General features: G+C 23.9%; 11 protein-coding genes and 1 pseudogene. 6 read left to right on the top strand and 6 right to left on the bottom strand.

What is annotated here, in order from left to right; genetic code table 11:
• Positions 1 to 4 precede the first annotated feature (4 nt).
• On the bottom strand, positions 5 to 406 hold the full coding sequence (locus tag T324_RS0114300) for a hypothetical protein (protein ID WP_028330886.1): 402 nt from the start codon (positions 404 to 406) through the stop codon (positions 5 to 7).
• Positions 407 to 555: 149 nt separating this feature from the next.
• Between T324_RS0114300 and T324_RS0114295 the strand changes: the two genes are divergently transcribed.
• Together T324_RS0114295 and T324_RS0114290 are read left to right on the top strand one after the other, a co-directional pair.
• Complete coding sequence (locus T324_RS0114295) at positions 556 to 1,635, top strand: hypothetical protein (protein WP_028330885.1); 1,080 nt, start codon at positions 556 to 558, stop codon at positions 1,633 to 1,635.
• Between the two features lie 17 nt (positions 1,636 to 1,652).
• Positions 1,653 to 5,513 (top strand): DUF445 family protein, encoded by a 3,861-nt coding sequence (locus T324_RS0114290; RefSeq protein ID WP_028330884.1) that lies wholly within the window; start codon positions 1,653 to 1,655, stop codon positions 5,511 to 5,513.
• 120 nt (positions 5,514 to 5,633) lie between these two features.
• On the opposite strand, the pseudogene T324_RS0114285 reads toward T324_RS0114290, so the two are convergent.
• The 4 genes and pseudogenes from T324_RS0114285 to T324_RS17795 form a co-directional block, all read right to left on the bottom strand.
• Positions 5,634 to 7,223 (bottom strand): annotated as a pseudogene (locus T324_RS0114285) (LeoA/HP0731 family dynamin-like GTPase); the annotation flags it as partial.
• A 97-nt stretch (positions 7,224 to 7,320) separates the two neighbouring features.
• Positions 7,321 to 8,448 (bottom strand): hypothetical protein, encoded by a 1,128-nt coding sequence (locus tag T324_RS0114280; RefSeq protein WP_028330882.1) that lies wholly within the window; start codon positions 8,446 to 8,448, stop codon positions 7,321 to 7,323.
• 53 nt (positions 8,449 to 8,501) lie between these two features.
• Positions 8,502 to 8,993, bottom strand: coding sequence for a GTPase (locus T324_RS0114275; protein ID WP_028330881.1), 492 nt, complete (start codon positions 8,991 to 8,993; stop codon positions 8,502 to 8,504).
• 133 nt (positions 8,994 to 9,126) lie between these two features.
• On the bottom strand, positions 9,127 to 9,786 hold the full coding sequence (locus T324_RS17795; protein WP_028330880.1) for a V-type ATP synthase subunit I: 660 nt from the start codon (positions 9,784 to 9,786) through the stop codon (positions 9,127 to 9,129).
• A gap of 218 nt (positions 9,787 to 10,004) precedes the next feature.
• Here T324_RS17795 and T324_RS0114265 point away from each other — a divergent pair, with 218 nt between their 5' ends.
• A complete protein-coding gene (locus tag T324_RS0114265; protein ID WP_028330879.1) occupies positions 10,005 to 13,157 on the top strand; it encodes an efflux RND transporter permease subunit in 3,153 nt (1,050 codons plus the stop codon).
• Between the two features lie 59 nt (positions 13,158 to 13,216).
• On the opposite strand, the gene T324_RS0114260 is transcribed toward T324_RS0114265, so the two are convergent.
• Entirely contained in the window at positions 13,217 to 14,407 is a 1,191-nt protein-coding gene (locus T324_RS0114260) for a cation:proton antiporter (RefSeq protein WP_028330878.1), read from the bottom strand.
• 765 nt (positions 14,408 to 15,172) lie between these two features.
• Between T324_RS0114260 and T324_RS0114255 the strand changes: the two genes are divergently transcribed.
• From T324_RS0114255 to T324_RS0114245, 3 genes are all read left to right on the top strand, one after another.
• Positions 15,173 to 17,155 (top strand): ankyrin repeat domain-containing protein, encoded by a 1,983-nt coding sequence (locus T324_RS0114255; protein ID WP_028330877.1) that lies wholly within the window; start codon positions 15,173 to 15,175, stop codon positions 17,153 to 17,155.
• 145 nt (positions 17,156 to 17,300) lie between these two features.
• The gene (locus T324_RS0114250; RefSeq protein WP_028330876.1) at positions 17,301 to 19,577 is read left to right on the top strand and encodes a tetratricopeptide repeat protein; all 2,277 of its coding nucleotides are present in this window, start codon (positions 17,301 to 17,303) and stop codon (positions 19,575 to 19,577) included.
• A gap of 135 nt (positions 19,578 to 19,712) precedes the next feature.
• A partial coding sequence (locus T324_RS0114245; RefSeq protein WP_028330875.1) for a tetratricopeptide repeat protein occupies positions 19,713 to 21,748 on the top strand: 2,036 nt, incomplete at its 3' end.

The raw sequence follows: 21,748 nt of genomic DNA, 5'->3' as shown, positions 1-21,748 counted from the left end.
TCCCTTATTTTTTAAATAAAATGTAATATTTAATCTTTTTTATATCAATATCTGAAAATAATTCCAATATATCCAAATCACATGACATAATAAGATAATCAAAATCGGCTTCTTTTCTCTTCTTTTCAAACATTAATTCTTTTATTATTTCTAAATTAACGTCAACTTTTTTATATTCATTATTAAGTTTTGAGTCTATATTTTTTATTTCATATAAAATCTTTTTAGCATCTGAAGAATATTTTTTTACTATTGTAATGATATTCTCTTTTTGTTCTTTGGTTATTGTTATTCCAGCATCTTTTAAAACTTTTAATGAATTATCATTTATTTTGTAATTATCATCAGCATATAAATTATACATATTAAAAAAAGCAAATAACAAAATAATAACAATTTTTTTCATAAATCATTAATGCCTCCATATAACATATCTTATTTAGCTTTTTAGACGAATAAAAAATAAAAAAGTTCCTTAAATAAATTATTACTTTAAAAAATAGTATTTTTATACTATAATAGTATAATTACAAATTAAAAAATCGGATGTAAAAAATGTATAAAATAGCATATTTAGATGAGAAAAACAAATTACTAAAAATACTTTATAACAATGCAGCTGATGATAAGAGAGCAATGTTTTCTTTAATGAAATACATAAAATCTAATCTGAATGCTGAAATAAAAGAAACAGAAAACGGATATTTATTATTTAATGATAACAGAAAATATCTTTTTTATTTTATAGAAAATGATGCTATTTATATAGAAGTTTTGGAGCATGATGATAAGGTTGCTTTTATAAATTTTAAATATATGGAGGCTGAGTTTAAATCTTATATAGAGAATATTAATTTTATGGATATAACGAACAAAATAAAAGGTATAAATGATTCAATAAAGGATAATATGTGGCTTGATTTTATGATTTCTAACTATGAAAAAGACCTGCATATTATAGGCAGCAATGATTTAAGCTGTTATCATAGCATAGAAATCATTTTCAAGAATGCTAGTTTTGTTCAATGTTCTAAATATTTTAATGCATGTCCTAATGAGTATGATGTGTTTTATGTATGTAATGATGATGATATAAAGTATATTAATAGCAGTTATAAAAATATAATAAATGATAAATATTCTATAATGATAAAGATGAAGCCGGATGATACAAACAGCTTTTTTTATATAGCATGCGATAATATAGAGTATAGTAATGAAGAAGTGAGATATGATTATGATTTTACTTCACTTTATTCATCAGATAAGGAGAATATAATAAAAAAATATGATCTTAAAAAGGAGAATAATGCTTGGTATCAGGAAAAGGAGAATTCTCATAAAACTTTAGTATTTACAGATAAATTTTTTAATAGAAATGATACTATTGGAATATTATTTAGGATATATAAATTATGTTTTGCTAAAGTTAAATATTTCAGAGCTTATCCATTCAAATTTGAACCTTATAAATATGATTACAAAAAAGGTTTTATTCAAACGGAGCTTTGGGATGCTGAATTTTTCAAACATATTGATTCTGGATACATGCTTGATTTAAGATTTTTACAATCTATAACAGTTTATGAAGATTTTTTAAAACTTTGTGAAGAATTGGAATCATTTGAGAAATAATTAATTTTTAGGGGAAAATGGATTTATTGCTTCAGTTAATATTTGGTGCTTTTCTTGGTGCTGTATCTGGTTATTATACTAATACTGTCGCATTAAAAAAGTTATTCTCTAATAATGGAATAATAGCAAGGAAAAAAGATAGTTTTATAGATGAAATCAGTAAAATGGTTTCTAAAAAAATTATAAACTATAATTCAATATATGCTGAAATAAAAAAGGACAAATTTAAAAATAATATAATAGAGTTTTTTAAAAAATTAAAGGATAAATTAATATTAAAAACTTCTATAAAGATAAAAAATATAATAGGCTTCAATGAAACTAAGAAAAATATTATTAATTGGAGCAAAACAAATACAAATGAAAGTATATCATTTATATTAGAAAAATTATCTCAAAATATAAAATTGTCAGAAATAATAGATGATAATCAAGCCAATAATATTATTAATAATTTAGCTGATAGTTTTATTGTATATATTTCTGATAATAAAACAATTAATGAGATAATATATAAAGCATATAATGAAAATGATGATAAATACAAAACAATATTAAAAGAAATTTTAGATAATATAATATTTGCTTATAAATATAATGATAACAAAAATAAAATAGAAAGAGAAACAATATCATTAATAAAATATATAATAAAGTATTCAGATATAAAAAAAAGTTTTTGCAGTTTTTTATTATCATTATCTAATAACAAAATAAAAGATTTATTTCCAGTATATGAAACTGAAGAGATAAAAATTATTATTAATAAATTATCAGAAAATAATGAATTTCAAAATCTTCTTGATGAAATTATAGAAGAGCTTTATATAAAATTAAAAAATACTGATAAAACCGTATATGAATTATTAAATCATAATATAGCAAATAGGCTTAAGCTAATTCTTGCAGATATTTTACCTAAATTTATAGATATTATCATACCTATAATAAATGAAAATAAATCAAGATTAGATTCTATTATAGAGAGTGCTGTTGATGAAGAGATAGAAAAGATAGATGGATTGTTTGTTCAGATGACAGTTAAAATCATTAGAAATGTATTTTTACAGGATATATCAGCTAGATATAAAATTGTACAGAAAGTTATTGAATATATAGAAAAATACAAGGATAATGTTGATGAGGTAATAAAAGCAATTACAAATGATATAATGAATTATTTGAATAAAACAAAAATATCGGATATATTAAAAAATGTAAATAATATAGATAATATAAAAAACATAGCAAAAGATATTATAATATTTAATATAAAAGAAATTCCTGATTCTTGGATAGAAAAATTTTTCAATTTAAAAATAAATATTTTTGTTGATTCTAATATGATAGATAATCTATATAGTTTTTTGGAAAAAGAGATTATTGATTATATAGTATCAAATTTAGATGAATCTGTGAATAAGGCTAGGAGTTCATTATTTGGAAAAATTGATTCTATTAATATAAAAGAAATTAAAATTGATAATATCATAAATATAATTAATCAAAATAAATCAAGTATAAAAAAATATTTATATGGTATTTATTGTAAGTATAAGAATAATACCTTATATGACTTTATCAATGATTTTGATTCTATAATAGAATCATTATTTAATTTACTTGAAGAATTAATAGATAAATATTCCAATTTAAATATAAATGAATTGATTATAAAAAAAGAAAGCAAGATAGATGATTTTTTATATAATAATTCTTATAATTCAGTTGTAAGTTTTATAGAAAAAGAAAAAAACTTTATTTCTAATATAATAGATTCCATTGTAATAAAGACTATCAAAAACAATATGGGCAAGCTTAATAAAGATGAGATAGCAGCTATGGCCAATGATTTTATGGGTAAAGAATTGGAGCCTATAAATATATTAGGGGCTTTATTAGGCGCTTTATTTGGATTAGCAACAGCATATTTTTTACCTACTAATTCATTTAATAGTTCTTTGGGAATATTAAATTATATAATAGAGCCATTAGTTTATATATTGATAGGTTTAATAACGAATGTGCTGGCTATTTATTCTATATTTCAGCCTTATGAACCATTATTTGGAATAAAGAAAAAAGTATTTTGGGGTGCTGTGGCATGTGAGAAAAACAGATTTGCTGTTTCTATGTCTAATTTCGTTAATGACAGATTAATGGAAAAAGAGGGTATATTTGAAATTATTGGTAATAAAGAAGATATAGAAAATAATTTAATAAGAGATAATTATAAAACATTTTTTAATTATATGCTTGAAGATGATAAAATAGACAAATTAAATATATTTTCAAGTATAAATAATATTATATCAGGAAATATTAATTCTATAAAATATAATTTTGTTAATAGTTTAATAAAGAATAATTATTTGGATATTATAAAAAATAATAAAAATAACAGGAAATCTATGATATCTTATATAAACGGCAATATAGATAATATTTTTATTATACTGATGGAATCAATTTTAAAAAATATTAATTTTATCCCTTTAAAGACTTTTATACAAAATATAGTAAGAAATAATTCTAAAGATTTAAATAGATTTAAAGATATAATTGTTCCCAATGTTATAAAGGCTGTAAATTCTCAATCTGTAAGAGATAGAATATTTAGTATAATAATAGATTTGCTTGATAATGAAATATCCAAAAAGAGTAGTAAACAAATAAAGGAAATGTTTGACGGAGAAATAGTTAATCTTATAAGATCAAATAATGAATTTATTTTTTCTATGATGAATAGAAAATTGAATGAGTCTTTGAATAATAATAGATATGAAATTAGGGATATGGTTATAGAAAATGTTCCTTTGAAAAATGATTTTGTTATAGATTTAACTGATAAAATAATACTTAATTTAATAAATAATAAACTTCCTATTTTTATTAATGATATAAGAAATGATTTTATGGATATTATTTTTAAATTTTTAGATGATAATATTTTATCTAAAAATATTTCATATATATTTGGAAATGAAAGATTATATGAATATAACAGTTTAAGGAAATATTTAGATGATGTTATAGATAATAATCAAAATTTAATATATAAAGTAGCAGATAAAGTATTTATATTGGCTATAAATGATATAGATTATAAGATAATGGAAAAGTATATAGATTCTTTTTTATGTAATACCGATGATGATTTACATAAATTTATAAGAGATTTATTTATTAATATTTATAATTACAGCAGGAATATTTCTATAGAGATTAAGAATTATTTAGGAAATATTTTATATCCTAGAAATATGAAAGATGTTATAAATATAGAAAAATATTTTGATGATGTATTTGAAGATGTTTTAAAATATTCTAAAGAGCATTTGGATAATTTTCTGCTTTATGCTGTAAAAGATGATAATTTTATAGATAAAGATAATTTAATGAAATCACTTACTAATGTACTTAATAAGCTGGAATCAAATGACCTAATAAATAAATTAACATTTATAGAATTAAAAAAAGTATTATCTAAATTAAGAAATGATCTTCCTGATATTATAGATGATAAAACGAAATATTATTTTTTGAATTTAATTATAGATTCAGCCAAAGATGATATTAATTTGATTATTGATTCAATAGATTTTTCTTCTATTACAAAAGAAGAAATAGATAATATGAATCCAAAAAACATACATGATGTATTTAATTCTTTTGCTAAAGAGTATTTAAATAGATTAAAACTATATGGTATGTTTGGAGGAGTTGTAGGTGTTTATCTAGTTATAGTAAAATCTTTAAATACTGTAAATCCAAGTGTATCAAATATTTTAAATATATTTCTTATAATAGCTACTATCGTTTTATCTTTAACAATGATTATTAGTATAATTAAAAATACTTTTTTAAATAAAAATTAAAGGACTTACAATAAAAATTATAAGTCCTTTTTATTAATTATGTATTAATCAATATAATAATCTGATTCTAAATACTCAATAACTATATCTTTATCTTTCCATTTTTCTAAATTTGATATTTTATCTTCTAATTTTTTTTATCTTATCTTTTCCATCATCTGTAGTTTTTTGAGTTTCTTCTATATGAGGTAAAAACTTTTTAAATAATAGTTCTTCATCATTTATATTAATTTGATTATATACATCTCTAAAAATACCTGATATTATGTTTTGTATATTATCTTTATATTTTTTAAATTTTTGCTGCTGCTGATTATCCATAACAATACCAACACTCTCTATCAAAAAGTCTACTCCAATTCCAAGCACTGGTATTAATTTATTAGCAACATTAGATATATCTGCTATTTTTTGAGCTTCTCTTAATGCTGCTCTTTTATGAAATATTATATCAACAAATGATTTTTTCACATTTTGATTTTTATAAAGCAAATCTCTTGCAACTCTCACCATATCTTCATTAACTTTAAGAAGTCCTATTTTTCCTTTTATTCCTACATTTAAACCTTCTTTCATAAAATTTAAATTATTTTCAAATGATTTAGTAAAATCTTTTAAAAATTTATTAGAAATATCTATTGTTTTTTCTGTGAATTCATTTATTTTATTTGATATATCTTGGGTAAGTTTATATCCTATTTTATTATTTTCTCTATCATATCCAATTTCATCTGTTAAAAAATTATTAACATCATCATAAGAAGAAAAACTTCTTAATTTGTTTAATAATTCATTTTCTATATTTCTAAACAGTTCAACTAAATTTATAGCCTGATGTTTTAATTCTTTTTTATTTTCAGATAAATCATTTTCTTTTTTTTCTATTTCGCACTTAAATTGATTATAATTATATTGTTCTTCGCGAATCCAGTCTTCAACTTTCTGCATATTTTCATTAATTATTTCAGCTATAACAATAATAATTGTTTTATTTATAAGATTATTTTTTGTTTCTCTTGCCAAAATAACATCAGCAGCTTCTTTTAAAGAATCTATTCCTGATTTCTTTTTATACTCTTCTATATTTTCTGCTTTAAGCCAATAATCAAGTTTTTTCATATAAGGATCTGATGATATACAAACCATAGGTATATTTTCTATTGTATCTTTAGACAAATTAAAGAAATCTTCCAATCTTCCCTGTAAATTTTCTATTTTTATTTCTTTTAATCTTTCAAAATCTTCTTCATCTTCTATATCGCAAACATCATCTATTTTATTTATTATAAATACAGTAAAGTTTAATTTTTCTTTAATTATATAACTTGCTATTTCACTATGGCTTTCTTTAAGAGGATCATTAGCATCTACAACATAAAAAATTATATGAGCTTCGGATATATATTTAATAGTTTTATCCGACCATTTTTTATTAGTATCTTCATCTTTTTTAGTTCCAAAAAGTCCCGGAGTATCAACTATTTTACATTGCTCATCTAAATTTTGAGGATTATATATTTCTATTTCATTAGAAGATTCTGCTATATCAATATTCATATCAGCCATTTTCTTTCCAAGCCAGCCAGCCAAACAGCTTGTTTTTCCGTCAGAAAAAGCTCCAACCAATACTATTCTTATAACATCTTCATCTACAGTTTTTAAAGCATTATCTATTTTTTCCAATGCCTCAGAAACATCTAAATCATATTCTCTTAATTTTAAAACCGCTTATCTGCAGCTTTTTAATTTTTGTTTTATTTTATCTTTTTCTAAATTATAACTTTTAAATTGCTCCATAAATATTTCCTTATACTAAATCTTTTTTTACCTTTTTTATGTTATTAATTTTTAATAGTATAGTTTCATAATTTTTTTTATTATTTTCATTTTCTTTTTTTAGGAATTTTTTTATTTTATCAATTTCTTTTGTCATTTCGGGTTTGTTTTTACTTAATTCTAAATTAAATTGATATATAGTTTTATTTTTTATTTCTTCTATATTTGATTTAATCTTCTTTTTAGCATCATCTGCTGCCTCTTTATCAAAAATAGTTTTTATTATAGTAAATAATGTACTTATAGATAAAGATATTATATTAAATACGCTTCTAAATAAAAAAGCGATATTGAAAATATTACTTAATAAATTTTTACCAAGATTTTTTAAAAGTTTAGAAAAGCTAGGAAAAATATTTTCTAAAATAGTTTGTGTATCAAAAGTTTTTATATAATTATCTTTTAATTTAAAATCATAAAGTTTTTTTATCATAGATAAATTATAATGAACTTTATCAAGTTTATTCTTTAATTGTTTAGAAAATTCTTCAGAATCATTTTTGAATATTTCTTCTATATCTTTTTCTAATATATTTAATTTATGATTAATATTTTCTCTTAATCTCATATTATAATTATCTACAGTTTTCTTTTTTGAAAATAAAACTTTAAATTTGTCAAAAAAATTAGACTTTATTATTTCATCTATTACATTAAAAAATTCACAATTTAATTCATTAAAAAACCTTCCTAATCTTAATTCACAGTTTTCTTTAAATTTACTGTAGAAAAAATCAAAAGTTTCATCTATATCTTTTAATGCATATTCTACTTCTTTATCAAATTTTGATATTAATTTAGAATGTGATTCAAGCATAGGCTCTAATTTATTAATAAGATCATCTATTTCTTTTAATATATTATTTTTATTAGCTTCTTCAATATCTTTTTCATATGACACACTTTTTTTACTTATAAAATCTGATATATTGTCTATATTGCTGAACTTTCTCATTGTATCATAATCTTTAAATACATTTAAAAATTTTTCTTGATTTTTATTAAGTCCTTTTTTGGAGTCATTTATAATTGTAGTTATACCATTTATTTGTGCTGCAGAAAGAAATCCTGCTAATCCATGAACATTTAAATTTCCCACATAGGCATCTTTCTTATAGCAGTCTTCTTTAAATAATTGTTCTACTCTTTCTTCTATTTTTTTCCTATAGCAATTTTATCTTTATTAGTTTTATTTAAAGTTAAATCTTTAATATCTATGTCATTATACTGAGAGCTGTAAGATTTTATATTATTAATAGTTGCAAGATACGATGTAGAGTTTAAATACTCACGTAATTTTGAAATTGTGGCTTCATCAGGCTGTTTGTTGCATACATAGAATATCATATGAGATTTTTTTACAGATTTCATTATCTCATCTTTGAAGTTTTTTTCATGCCCTTCTATTCCAGGCATATCCATTAGTATAAACTCTTTATTATTTATTGTAATACTATATTCAGTTGAACCTTTTGTATAATCTGACTGACCTGTACCTATTATGCTTCCATCAGCTTCTATGATATCAAAAAATTTTTTTAATAATATTTTTTCTTTTTTTATATACTCTAATAATGTTAATGATAATTTATATAGAAAATCTCTATTCTTATATATAACAAAATATTTTCCATTATTACTCATAAGCTATATTTCTAAATTAAAAATTTAAATATTATGGAAATTAATATACTAATAATGCCAGAAAATATTATTAGTTTTATAGGTATTATTTTTAATTTTTTATCATTATTTTCTAATTTTTTATTTATATCTTCTAATAAACTTTCAATTTTTTTATATTATCTTTTAAATTATTATTATCTTCTATTATTTCAGTTTCTTTTTTATTCATATTTTCTATTATGCCAATTTCTTTTCTATTTATATTTTCTATTATTTCAGCTTCTTTTCTATTCATATCTTCATTATAGTCAGATAATTTTTTTTCTATTTCTGCCGCTTTCTCTATCATTGAAGCATCTATGTTGGCAAGTTTATCTTCAAATTCTTGTAATTTATCTGTACTTTTCATATCATCTTCCTCTATTGCTTTTATGAATTCTCCCAGATCATTTAATACTTTATCAAATTCTGAATCATATTCCTTTAATGATTTTACATATTCATCTATGTTTTTTGATATATTTTCTCTTCGTTTTTTTTCATTATGTATGATTCTTAATGCTTCTATAATAGAACTTTTGCCAGCATTAGTTTCCCCAAAAAATCCGACTATAAACTTATCCCATTCACTATTTTTTTCAAGATCTTCTAAGCTTTTCTTAAATTTTTTATCATTTTCTAATAATTTTTCCTTAATTTCACTTATGCTTTCATTTATTTCTTTATCATTAGATTTAAAATCTTCTATATTTAATAAGATATCAGATATATCTTTCCTTATTTTACTATAGTAATTAGTTATTTGATCCATAAAAAATAATATAAATAAAATTTTTGGCTTATTATATTATATAATAACAAAATTTCAATATATAATAATTAAAATATATTATATAATTTGTTTATTGTGTATAATTGTTTTAACAAAATAACTGCAAAAATTTTATTTAAAACTTTTTTTAAAGTTATTCGTCTAAATAACTAGATTTTAGAGTATGTTGTATGCTATATAAAGTTGGGGGTGGATAAATGAGAAATTTTATAGAATTAGTAGTAAAAAGACCAGTCGCGGTTTTTATGTGCATGATAGCTGTATTAATATTAGGATTTGTAAGTTTAAGTAAATTGGCTGTAGATTTTATGCCTGATATGGAATTGCCCTATATAACAGTAAGTACAGAGTATGAGAATGCAGGACCAGAAGAAGTAGAAAAATCTGTAACTAGAGTAATAGAAAATGCTGTTGCTACAGTAAGCGATATTAATACTATTACATCAACTTCTAAGGAAGGTGAATCTAGTGTTTTTATAGAATTTAATTGGGGTACTGATTTAGCTGTTGCTACTGCAGATATTAGAGAAGCAATAGACTCTGCTAAAAATTCGCTTCCAGATGATGCAGAAAGTCCTACAGTATTAAAATTTTCTACTGATATGATGCCTATTATGGAGATAGCATTTTTTGGTACAGATAATTTAGGAGCATTGTATACTTTAATAGATAATCAAATATTAAATAAAATAGAACAGGCTTCCGGAGTTGCTAGGGCTGAGATAAGAGGCGGACTTAAAACAGAAATGAAGGTTGATTTAGTTTTAAATAGACTTCATGCTTATGGAATAGATATTAATACTATAGTTTCTTTGCTTTCATCTGAGAATCAGAATTTATCCGGAGGTGAAACTTATGAAGGCGTTTATAAATACACTTTAAGAACTATGGGAGAATTTACTACTGTAGAGGATATTGAAAATACTGTTGTAACATTAAAAACAAATGATACTCCTATAAAATTAAAAGATGTTGGAAGAGTTTATCAGGGATACAGTGATGATTCTGAAATAGTAAAAATTAATGGAATGCCTGCAATATCAGTATCTGTTAATAAAGAATCCGGAGGAAATGCTGTTAATGTATCTAAAGCTGTTCAAAAACAGTTAGCAAATTTAAGTCTTCCTGAAGGTGTGGAATATGAAATTTTATTTAATAATGCTGATAATGTTAATGAATCTATAAAAGGAGTTTTGGATACTGCTTGGCAGGGTGGATTATTTGCCATCATAATATTAATGCTTTATTTATGGAATATAAAAACTGTTTCTGTAATAGCTGTTTCAATACCTATATCAATAATTATTACATTTACATTGATGTATTTCATTGGAATTACTTTAAATATTATTTCTTTATCAGGACTTGTTTTAGGTATTGGTATGATGGTTGATAACTCGATTGTAGTATTAGAAAATATATTTTATTATAGAAATAGTGGTTATGGTAAATATTCATCAGCTATAAACGGTACTTCTTCTGTGGCACTTGCGATATCTGCTTCTACTCTTACTACAATAGCTGTATTTTTACCTTTCCTTTTTGTTGAAGGACAAACTGGACAATTATTTAGAGATTTATGTATTACAGTAACAGTTTCCATGATAGGTTCTTTATTTGTTGCCCTTACAATAGTACCTATGCTTGGTGCTAGACTTGTAACCAATAAGAAGACTAAATTTTTAATACCTATAGAAAATTTTGTTAACAAAAAGTTCCATGATAAAGTTAATAATTTATATTCAGCTGTTCTTAATTATTCTATAAAAAATAAAAAGAAAGTATTAATTTCTTCTATGTCTGTTATATTTGCTATAATAGTATTGGGTTTAATGATTATAGGAAAAGAGGGTTTTCCAACTTCTGATGAGGGACAATTTAAAATAGATGTAGAAATGCCTGTAGGTACTAAATCAGAGCAAACTCAAGCATTTGTTACTAGAATGGAAGGTGATATACAATCTGTTATAGGAGAAGATTTTGACAGAATGCAGTCTAGGGTAAAATCAGGTGCTGAGGAAAATAAGGCTGAAATAAGAGTACAGTTAAGAGAAAAAAGAGATGGAAGGAAAAAGTCTGTAGATGAATATATAGAGCTTACAAGAAATTCATTGGTATCATATCCAGCAAAGATTAATATTTCTGCTATAACAACTTCTGCTATAGGCAGCAGCGGAAGAAGCGGAGGAACGGGAGGAGAAGAAATAAACATAGAATTAGTAGGTGATGATTTGGATAAATCTACAGAAATAGCAAATAATATAATAGCTGCCATATCTGATATAGAAGGTATAAGAGAGCCTAGATTAAGCCGCGATGATTCTAATCCGGAATTAAAAATATATGTTAATAGACAAATAGCAGCTAAAATGGGAATTAATGTAAATACAATAGCAAATATTATTAAAACAAGTTTTGCAGGAACTACTGCAACAACAATGACTCCTGCCAATTCAGATGTTACTGATATAGATGTTAATGTTCAGCTTGGAGAACCTGACAGATTAAAAATAGATGATATATCAAGACTTATGATACCTACTACAAGCGGAATCGTTCCTATATCATCAATAGCTACAGTAGAGAAAAGTTACGGTCCTACAGAAATAGAAAGAAAAGACAGTACAAGAATAACAACTATAAAAGCATCTGGATACAACAGAGCATTAAGCGAAATAATGGCAGATGTTCAGGATAAAATATCAAAAGAAGTGTTTATTCCTTCAGGTTTTAATATTAATTATACAGGGGATTTTGAAGATATGAACGAGGCTTTTTTACAGCTTCTTCAGGCCTTAATATTGGCATTGGTTTTAGTTTATGCTATAATGGCAAGTCAGTTTGAATCTTTTATAGCTCCTTTCGTTATAGCATTGGCAATTCCATTCGGTTTTGCTGGTTCTTTAATAGCATTATTTATAGGAAGACAAACATTAAGCGTATACAGCGGAATAGGCTTTATAGTATTAATTGGTATTGTAGTTAATAATGGTATTGTATTAATAGATTATATGAATCAGCTTATGCATGAAAAACATATTAATGGAGATGAGGCGGCATTGGAGTCTGGACCTAGACGTTTAAGACCGGTACTTATGACAACGCTTACTACTATACTAGGACTTTTGCCTATGGCTTTATCAGGAGGAAGCGGAAATGAAATGTACCAGCCATTATCTCTTGCTATACTTGGTGGGCTTTTAGTTTCTACAGCATTTACTCTTGTAATTGTGCCTACAGTTTATGCCGCTATAAGAAATAAAATACCTCTTAAAGATTATGAGAAAAAAGACAGAGAAAGCAGAGATGATTTTTCTAATTATGATACTGTAAATGTTACTGGCAAGTGATTTTCTTCATATATTTTACGGCTTTGCTATAAAAAATAGCAAAGCCTTTTTTATATAATTTATTCATGTGTTAATAATCTTTTATAGAAAAACTCTATTCCGAAAGCTCCAAGCGGTGCTGTGATTAATATTGCAAGTACAACTATTGTTAATATTATTTCTCCTGATGCAAATCCTAATGCCAATGGAATAGAACCTATAGCAGCCTGAACTGTAGCTTTAGGACAATATGCTATCATAGAGAATATGCGTTCTTTTTTATTGAGTTTAGTTTTTATTAATGATACTAAAACCCCAATCATTCTAAATATCAGAACACCGAATATTAATATAATTCCTGTGAGTCCCGTTTTTAATGCATAGCTTATATTAACTGCTGCCCCTACAAGTACAAAAAGCATAATCTCGGCAGCTACCCATAATTTGGAATATTTTAATGAAAGTCTTTTTGATAATTCTTCTTTTTGTTTTTTCAAATATGCTCCCATACTCATAACAGCCAAAAGTCCTGAGAAACCAATTATACCGCTGAATAGTTTTGAAATTGAATTTTCTATGGTTACTAATATAAATGATATGCTTAATATTATAACAACTTTAGCACTGTCTCTCATATGAAATCTAGTAAAAAATTTTGATAATATTAAACCTATTATTACTCCTAATAAAAGTCCGAAAACAATAGATGTAGGAATTTTTACAAAATCTAATGCCGAAATACTGCCTCCTTTAACAAGCGAAGTAAAAGATGCAAAAAGAACTATTACAAATATATCATCAACAGAAGCACCTGCCATTAACAATTGCGGTATGCTTTTATTGGTGCCGTATTTTTCATCTATTAATTTTAACATTTTTGGTACAAGCACAGCAGGAGAAACGGCAGCTACTACAGAACCCATTAATGCAGCTTCCAATAAACTGATATTAAATAGTTTAGGAGCTATTAAAATCATTCCTACAATTTCAAAAGTTGCAGGTACAAAACACATAAGTACAGCAGGTCTTCCTACTTTTTTTAAATCTTCTATATCAAGATTAAGTCCGGCTCTTGTCAGTATTATAATAAGAGCTAATTCTCTTAAATCTGCTGATATTGAAAGTATTGAATCATCTAATAAATTCAAACAATATGGTCCTAATATTATACCTGTAATTATAAGTCCTAGAAGAGAAGGAAGTTTTAGAAGAGAGAAAATTTTACCTAAAAGCATTCCGCATAAAAATATTAAGGCTAAACTAAGAAGCATAATATATAATCCTTTTTTGTTAGTATTTGATTTTTTATTATGAATTGGAGATTTAAGAAATATAAAAACTATTATCTGCAAATTCATAAATTACTTAAATTAAAATTATTTAAGTTAAAAAATCATAAAATTTGCAGAAGTCATCAGCTTTTATATTTTAAAAGAATTAAATATCAAGCGGTTTAATTATTTAATTAATAACTATAATTAAATAATTTAAGGAGACCTCATTCCTTATTTAATTGGCAATCATTCTATCATAATATATTTTTTATTTCAAGTTATTGTTATACCAACTTTTTTGGAGTTTGTCAGAGTTGTAAAATACATCCATTTTACCCCGCCCTTTAAAATTTAAAAACTAAGTTTCAATTAAAAATTTTATTTATATTAAAAACTTAATAAAGAAAAAGCACACCCGCCCAAATTTTAATTAGGTTTAGAATTTAATTAACGCACGGTAAATGCATTTTGATAATAAATTTAATTTGAATTAGTAATGAAGCCTATATTTTTAGTTTTATTCTGCGTGCGGTAAATATATTATAAATTTAAATAACACTAGGGCGGGTGCTTAAAAATCTAATAAGGCGGAAAATATGATAAAAGTAAAATTATTTATTTAAACAGTATAGAATAAAGGGCGGGGTTTTAGAATATAATTTTATTTTGTATGAAAATTAAATTTTTTTGATGTACTTGATATTTATTTATTATCTAATATACTTATAAAAATTATTATTTTCTGATATTGGAGTACCAAAGGTGAAACATATTAAATTTTTAGCGGTATTTTTAACTTTTAGTTATTCTATATTTGCATTAACTGCAGGTGAAGAAAGTTTATTTAAGGCTATTAATGCTAAAAATACCAGCGATGTATCAAGTATTTTAGCTAGTTCTAATGATATAAATATTAATGTATTAGATGATGAAGGATATTCTCCTTTACATAGAGCAGTTTATAATAAAGATGTAAATACAATAAATGAGCTTTTAAAAGCAAAAAATATAAATATAGATTCCAAATTAGATATGAAAGTTAGTATAGATAATTGGTTTTTAGGCGGTTCTACTCCTATGATATTGGCTGCTTTTATGGGCGATGCCAATATAGTTACTTTATTACTAGATAATAAAGCTAATATAAGAGCTAGAGACGGCGTTGATGGAGCTATGGCTATACACCTTGCTGCTGCTAATGGAAGAAATGAAGTAATAAAAATTTTATTAGCTAGAGATCCTGAATTAGTAAATGTTGTGGATAATAGAGATAATACTCCATTGCATTGGGCTGCTATGAAAGATAAGAAAGATACTATTCAGTTGCTTATGGAAAATGGAGCAGATATAGAAGCTAAAGATGCTGACGGATGGACACCTCTGCATTATGCAGCTGCATTTTCTTCGGTAGATACTGTTCAAACTCTTGTTGATTTAGGAGCAAATAAGGAAAGTAAAGCAAAAGACGGAAGTAATCCTATGGATTATGCAAGACGCGATGATGTTAAAAATTATTTGGCTGGAAATGATAATATAAAAAGAGAAGATCCTGAAAAAGAGGATTTGGAAGAAGAAACTGTTTTAGCTGATAACAATAATGCAGATAATAATAATGAGGAACAAGCTTCTGCAGAAAAAGAAGCAGAAGAAAAAGCTGAAGAAGATGTACCTGACAAATCTGTATTAGAAGGCGGTGACACTTATGCAAAAAGACAAGAAAATCAAACTAATAATACAGACTTGAATGTGAAACAACTTGAGCTTTTAGTTGCTGTAAAAAATAATGATATAATAGCATTGAATAATTTAATTAAAGAAGGAATTAATCCTAACTTCGCTGATGAAAATGGTTATTCACCTTTACATTTGGCAGTTATTAATAATAGCCTTGATTCTGTTGAGGCTTTGCTTTCTTATAAAGATATAGATAAAGAAGTAAAACTTCCTTATGAGGCTACTTTGGATAATTGGTATCTTGGAGGAGCTACACCTTTAATAGTTGCTTCATATATAGGAAATGCTGATATAGTTTATACACTTATCAATGCAGGATGTAATATTAAAGCTAGAGATGATATAGACGGAGCTATGCCTATACATGTTGCTGCTGCTAATGGAAATGATGATGCTGTAATACTATTATTAGAGAAGGATAAAACTTTAGTTAATGAACTTGATAATAATGGAGGAGATACTCCTTTACATTGGGCTGCTATGAAGAATAAACCTAGTACAGTTGAAGTACTTTTCAAATATAATGCTGATAGTAAAATAAAGAATTCGGATGGAAATACAGCTTTACATTATGCGGCAATGTATGCTTCTGCTGATGTTATAGAAAATATAATTTCTGCTGATAAGTCAAGTGTTAATATGGCTAACAAAGAAGGTATATATCCTATACATTATGCTGCTTTGGAAAATAATGTTGATGCTTTAGTTGTTTTAGTTCAAAAAGGCAATGCTGATGTTAATATAACAGATGCTGATAAAGCTACAGCACTTCATTATGCTGCTGCTTATGGAAATATAGATGCTGTTATGGCTTTAGTAGAGAAATGCAATGCTGATAAAACATTAAAAGACAGTGACGGATATACTGCTGCTGATTTAGCTGCCGATAATGGTTATCAAAATATTGCTGCTTATTTAAGAGGAACTACTGAATATGTACCCGAAAATAATACAAAATTAGTCTTACCTGAATATATCAAGAAACCAGATTTAAGTAAAAAATGGTGGTAAGTTTTATATTATAATTGTGATTGATTAAGAGGCTTAGAATTAATATTTCTAAGCCTCTTTTTTTTTGCCATGATTTTGCGACATTTTTTGTCATCTAAATTATTTATAATATTAATAGTTTAGAAATGTTTTTAAGGGGAATAAAATGCAAGATAATAAAAAAAATTACACAATAGAAGAAATTGAAGCCATAATAAATAAAAGAATAAATAATGAAGAACTTGAAGAAAAGGATGCAGATTACCATGAAAAAGCTCAAGAAATATTAGAGGAATATTTAAAAAAAGATTCTAATAATAGAGAATTGTTATTTTTATTAGTACAGGTACAGTATGACGATTCATATATTAGCGATAAATATAAAAAAGTAATAACAACATTGAAAAAACTTTTGAATCTTGATTATAAAAAAGATAAAGTTTTATACTATTTAGCAGCATCATATTATAGGGATTGCTATTACAATGATTATGAAAAAATTATTCAATTATTAGAAAATACTATTAAATTAAATAATAAAGATTCTGAGTATTGGTATTTATTAGGAAATATACATTATAATATAAAAAAGGATTATAATAAAGCTATAGAGTTTCATAAAAAAGCAGCTGAAATAAATTATACAGAGACAATTCATAACCATAAAGAATATTATTATTATAGATTAGGACAAATAAATTTATATTTAGGAAAAAGCCAAGAGGCTATAGAAAATTTTAAAAAGGCTATAGAAGATTCAATAGATTGTTTTAATAATTTTTATGAAAAGTCTAATTATTGGCATTATTTAGGCTTAAGCTATGAAAAAAACGGACAGTATGATGAAGCTTTAAAAAATTATAAAAATGCATTAGATATAAATGTAAGAAGTGAGTTAGATGATAATTTTTATGACTCTTTAAATGCATTAAAATCATTGTATGATTTATATAAAAAACTAGGTAAAAATGATAAAGCTATAGAAATGTTAATAAAAAGTATAGAAAAAGATATTTCATCTCCTTTAATGCTTATATCATCTAAATATAATATTTTTAAGGGAAGTGAAACTTATAATGATATAGTTCAGGCATACACTGATATAATAAAATATTGTCATTATTCAAAATATACATTTGGTAATGAGTTATCAGACTTATATAAAGAAGATGCATACTGTAAAATGTTAGCATACTTATATAAAAGATATGGAGAATATGATAAAGCTATAGAATTATATAATAAAATATCTATTGAAAATTATAAAAATATTGCTGAAACATATAGAGAATGTAAAAATTATGATAAGGCAATAGATATATATAAAATGCTTATAGAAATATATCCAGATAATAAATTAAATTATTATATTGATATTGCTCATACTTATGAAGATGCAAAAAATTATGAAGAAGTTATTAATTATTATAATAAGGCCATAGAAATTTGTGATCATATATACTATTTTGAAGAGATTGCTTATGCCTATGAAAAGTTAGAAAAATATGATGAGGCTATTAAATTTTATAATAAACATATAGAGCTTATTGAAAAATATAGTATTGAGAAAGCAGATAAATTGCATGAAGAATTAATGAATAGTTATATGAAATTAGAAGATAAGCAAAAAGCAATAGAAACTATAAAAAATAGGAATTTAATTTCTTTTGATAATATTAGTATTTATTATAAAAAAATAATTGATGTTTATGTAAAACTAGGAGATAGGCAAAAAGCAATAGAAATATATAATTCTATGATAGAGTACTATGAAAAAAATACAGATGAAGATAAAGATTACTATCAATTTCTAAAATATTTAAGGGATTTATATTTAAAATTTGGTGATAAAGAAAAATCAGCAGAAACATATAATTTTATAATAGAGTGCTATGAAAAAAATATAGATGAAGATAAAGAGTATTATCAATTTCTAAAACATTTAGGAGATTTACATTTAAAATTTGATGATAAAGAAAATGCATTAAAAACATACAATAAATCAATAGAATTATGCATTAAAAAAATAGAAGATTTAAAAAATGAAAATATATCAGATACAACTGAAAAATATAGAGATTGTTATATGAAAGATTTATCATATTTGACATTATTGTATCAAAAAGTGTCAAAACCAGATAAAAGTATTCCAATTTATGAAGAGCTTATAAAAATATATAAAAGCCTAATAACTGACAAAAATGATCTATCAAATATATTTTATTTGAGTTCTATTGCAGAATTATATATAAAGTTAGAAAATAAAAATGAATCTTTAGAAACATATAAAAGAGTATTGGAAATATATACAAATAAAAGCCCAGATATTAAAGACGAAAAAGAAAGAACTATTAAATTAATAGAAAAAAGAATAAATGATATAGAATTATGGAAAGAAGTAGAAACAGCATGTATATTCGAATTATCAAGTAGGAGGTACTAAAATAGCAATAGCATTTAAATTATAAAAATATTGTTGAAAATGAATTATATAAACAAAATAAAAGCCTAATATGTTTTTATTATCATACTAGGCTTTATTAGCTAATTAATTTTTTAGAAAAAATAGGAGAATAAAATGCAAGATAATAAAAAAAATTACACAATAGAAGAAATAAAAGAATTAATAAATAAAAGCATAAATAATGAAGAACTTGAAGATGACGATGTGCTTTATTATGAAGAAGCTCAAGAAATATTAAAGAGGCATTTAAAAAAAGATCCTAATAATAAAGAATTATTATTTTTATTAGCTCTGGTACAGTATGATCATTTATATTTTAATGATAAATATAAAAAATTAAGAATAACATTAAAAAAACTTTTAAATCTTAATTATAAAAAAGATAAAGTATTATACTATTTAGCAGCATCATATTATTATGACAGCGATTATGATAATAATAAAAAAATACAAAAAGAAATTATTGAATTATTAGAAAATGCTATTGAATTAAATGGTAAAGATTCTGAATATTGGTATTTACTTGGAACAGTGTATTTCTTTGTTATAAAAGATTATGATAAAGCTATAGAGTTTCATAAAAAAGCAGCTGAAATAAATTATACAGAGACAATTCGTAACCATAAAGAATATTATTATTATACATTGGGGAAAATAAATTTATATTTAGGAAAAATCCAAGAGGCTATAGAAACTTTTAAAAAGATTATAGAAGATTCAATAGATTGTTTTAATGATTTTTATAAAGCATCTGATTATTGGCATTATTTAGGATTAAGCTATGAAAAAAATGGACAGTATGATGAAGCTTTGAAAAGTTATGAGAGGGCATTAGATATAGATGTAAGAAGCGAGTTAGATGATTATTTTTATGATTGTTTAAAAGCATTAAAATCATTGTATGATTTATATAAAAAACTCGGTAAAAATGATGATGCTTTGTACGCCTTGAAAGTCAGTATAGAAAAATATATATCAGCACCATTTATGATTATACCTTTTGGTGATGAGGATTTTAAAGGAAGCGAAACTTATAATGATATAGTTCAGGCATATACTGATATTATAGATGACAATGGTTTTCATAGACAGTCAGCTTCTGCATGCCGTGAAGAGCTCGCAGACTTTTATAAAAGATACGGAGAATATGATAAAGCTATAGAATTATATAATCAAACATCTAAAGAGAATTATAAAAATATAGCTGAAACATATATAAAAGCAAAAAATTATAAAAAGGCAATAAATACATATAAGATGCTTATAAAGATGTATCCTGACGATATATTAAATTATTATATTGATATTGCCCGTACTTATGAAAATGCAGAAAATTATAATGAGGCTATTGATTATTACAATAAAGCTATAGAAATTGACAGTGGAAATTTAGACTATTATATTAATATTGCTGAAATTTATAAAAAATTAGAAAACTATGAAGAAGCTGTTAATTATTATAATAAAGCTATAGAAATTTTAAATGAGCCATGCGAATATCATGAAAAATTAGCAGAATGTTATGAAAGTCTTGAAAAATACAATAATTCTATAGAAGCATATAAAGAATATTTAAAAATAGATGATAAACTATTCTTATATGATATATATACAAATGGCAGCATTAAACTTGATACATTAAAAAAGATTGCTTCTTCATATGATAAACTTAATGATATAGAAAATAGAAATTTATATTATGAAAAAGCCATAAAAAAATGCAGAGAACTTATAAAAAAAGATAAGAGAAACAAAAAAGAATATTTAAAAGAAATAGCAGATATTTATATAAAAATAGGAAATAAAGAAAAAGCATTTGAAATATATAATGACTTAATAAAAAACTATAATAAAAAAATATCAAGAAATAAAAATAATTATGGGCTTTTTGAAAAACAGGCTAATTTATATTTGAAAATTGATGATAAAGAAAGTACATTAGAAACATACAATAAAGCTATAGAAGTATGCCTTAAAAATATAAAAAGTTTTGAAAATAAAAAAATATCGATTTCAGATAATGATGATAAAAATAAAATAAGTTCTTATATGAAAGATTTATCATATTTAGCATTTTTCTATCAAAAAGTTTCAAAACCAGATAAAAGCATACATATTTATGAAGAGCTTATAAAAATATATGAAGAAAA

Origin of the sequence: Brachyspira alvinipulli ATCC 51933, assembly GCF_000518245.1 — a bacterium.
In the GTDB taxonomy this organism is placed as follows: Bacteria; Spirochaetota; Brachyspiria; order Brachyspirales; family Brachyspiraceae; genus Brachyspira; species Brachyspira alvinipulli.
Note: the sequence above shows the minus strand (reverse complement) of the source record. Positions and strands in the feature narration are given on the sequence as shown.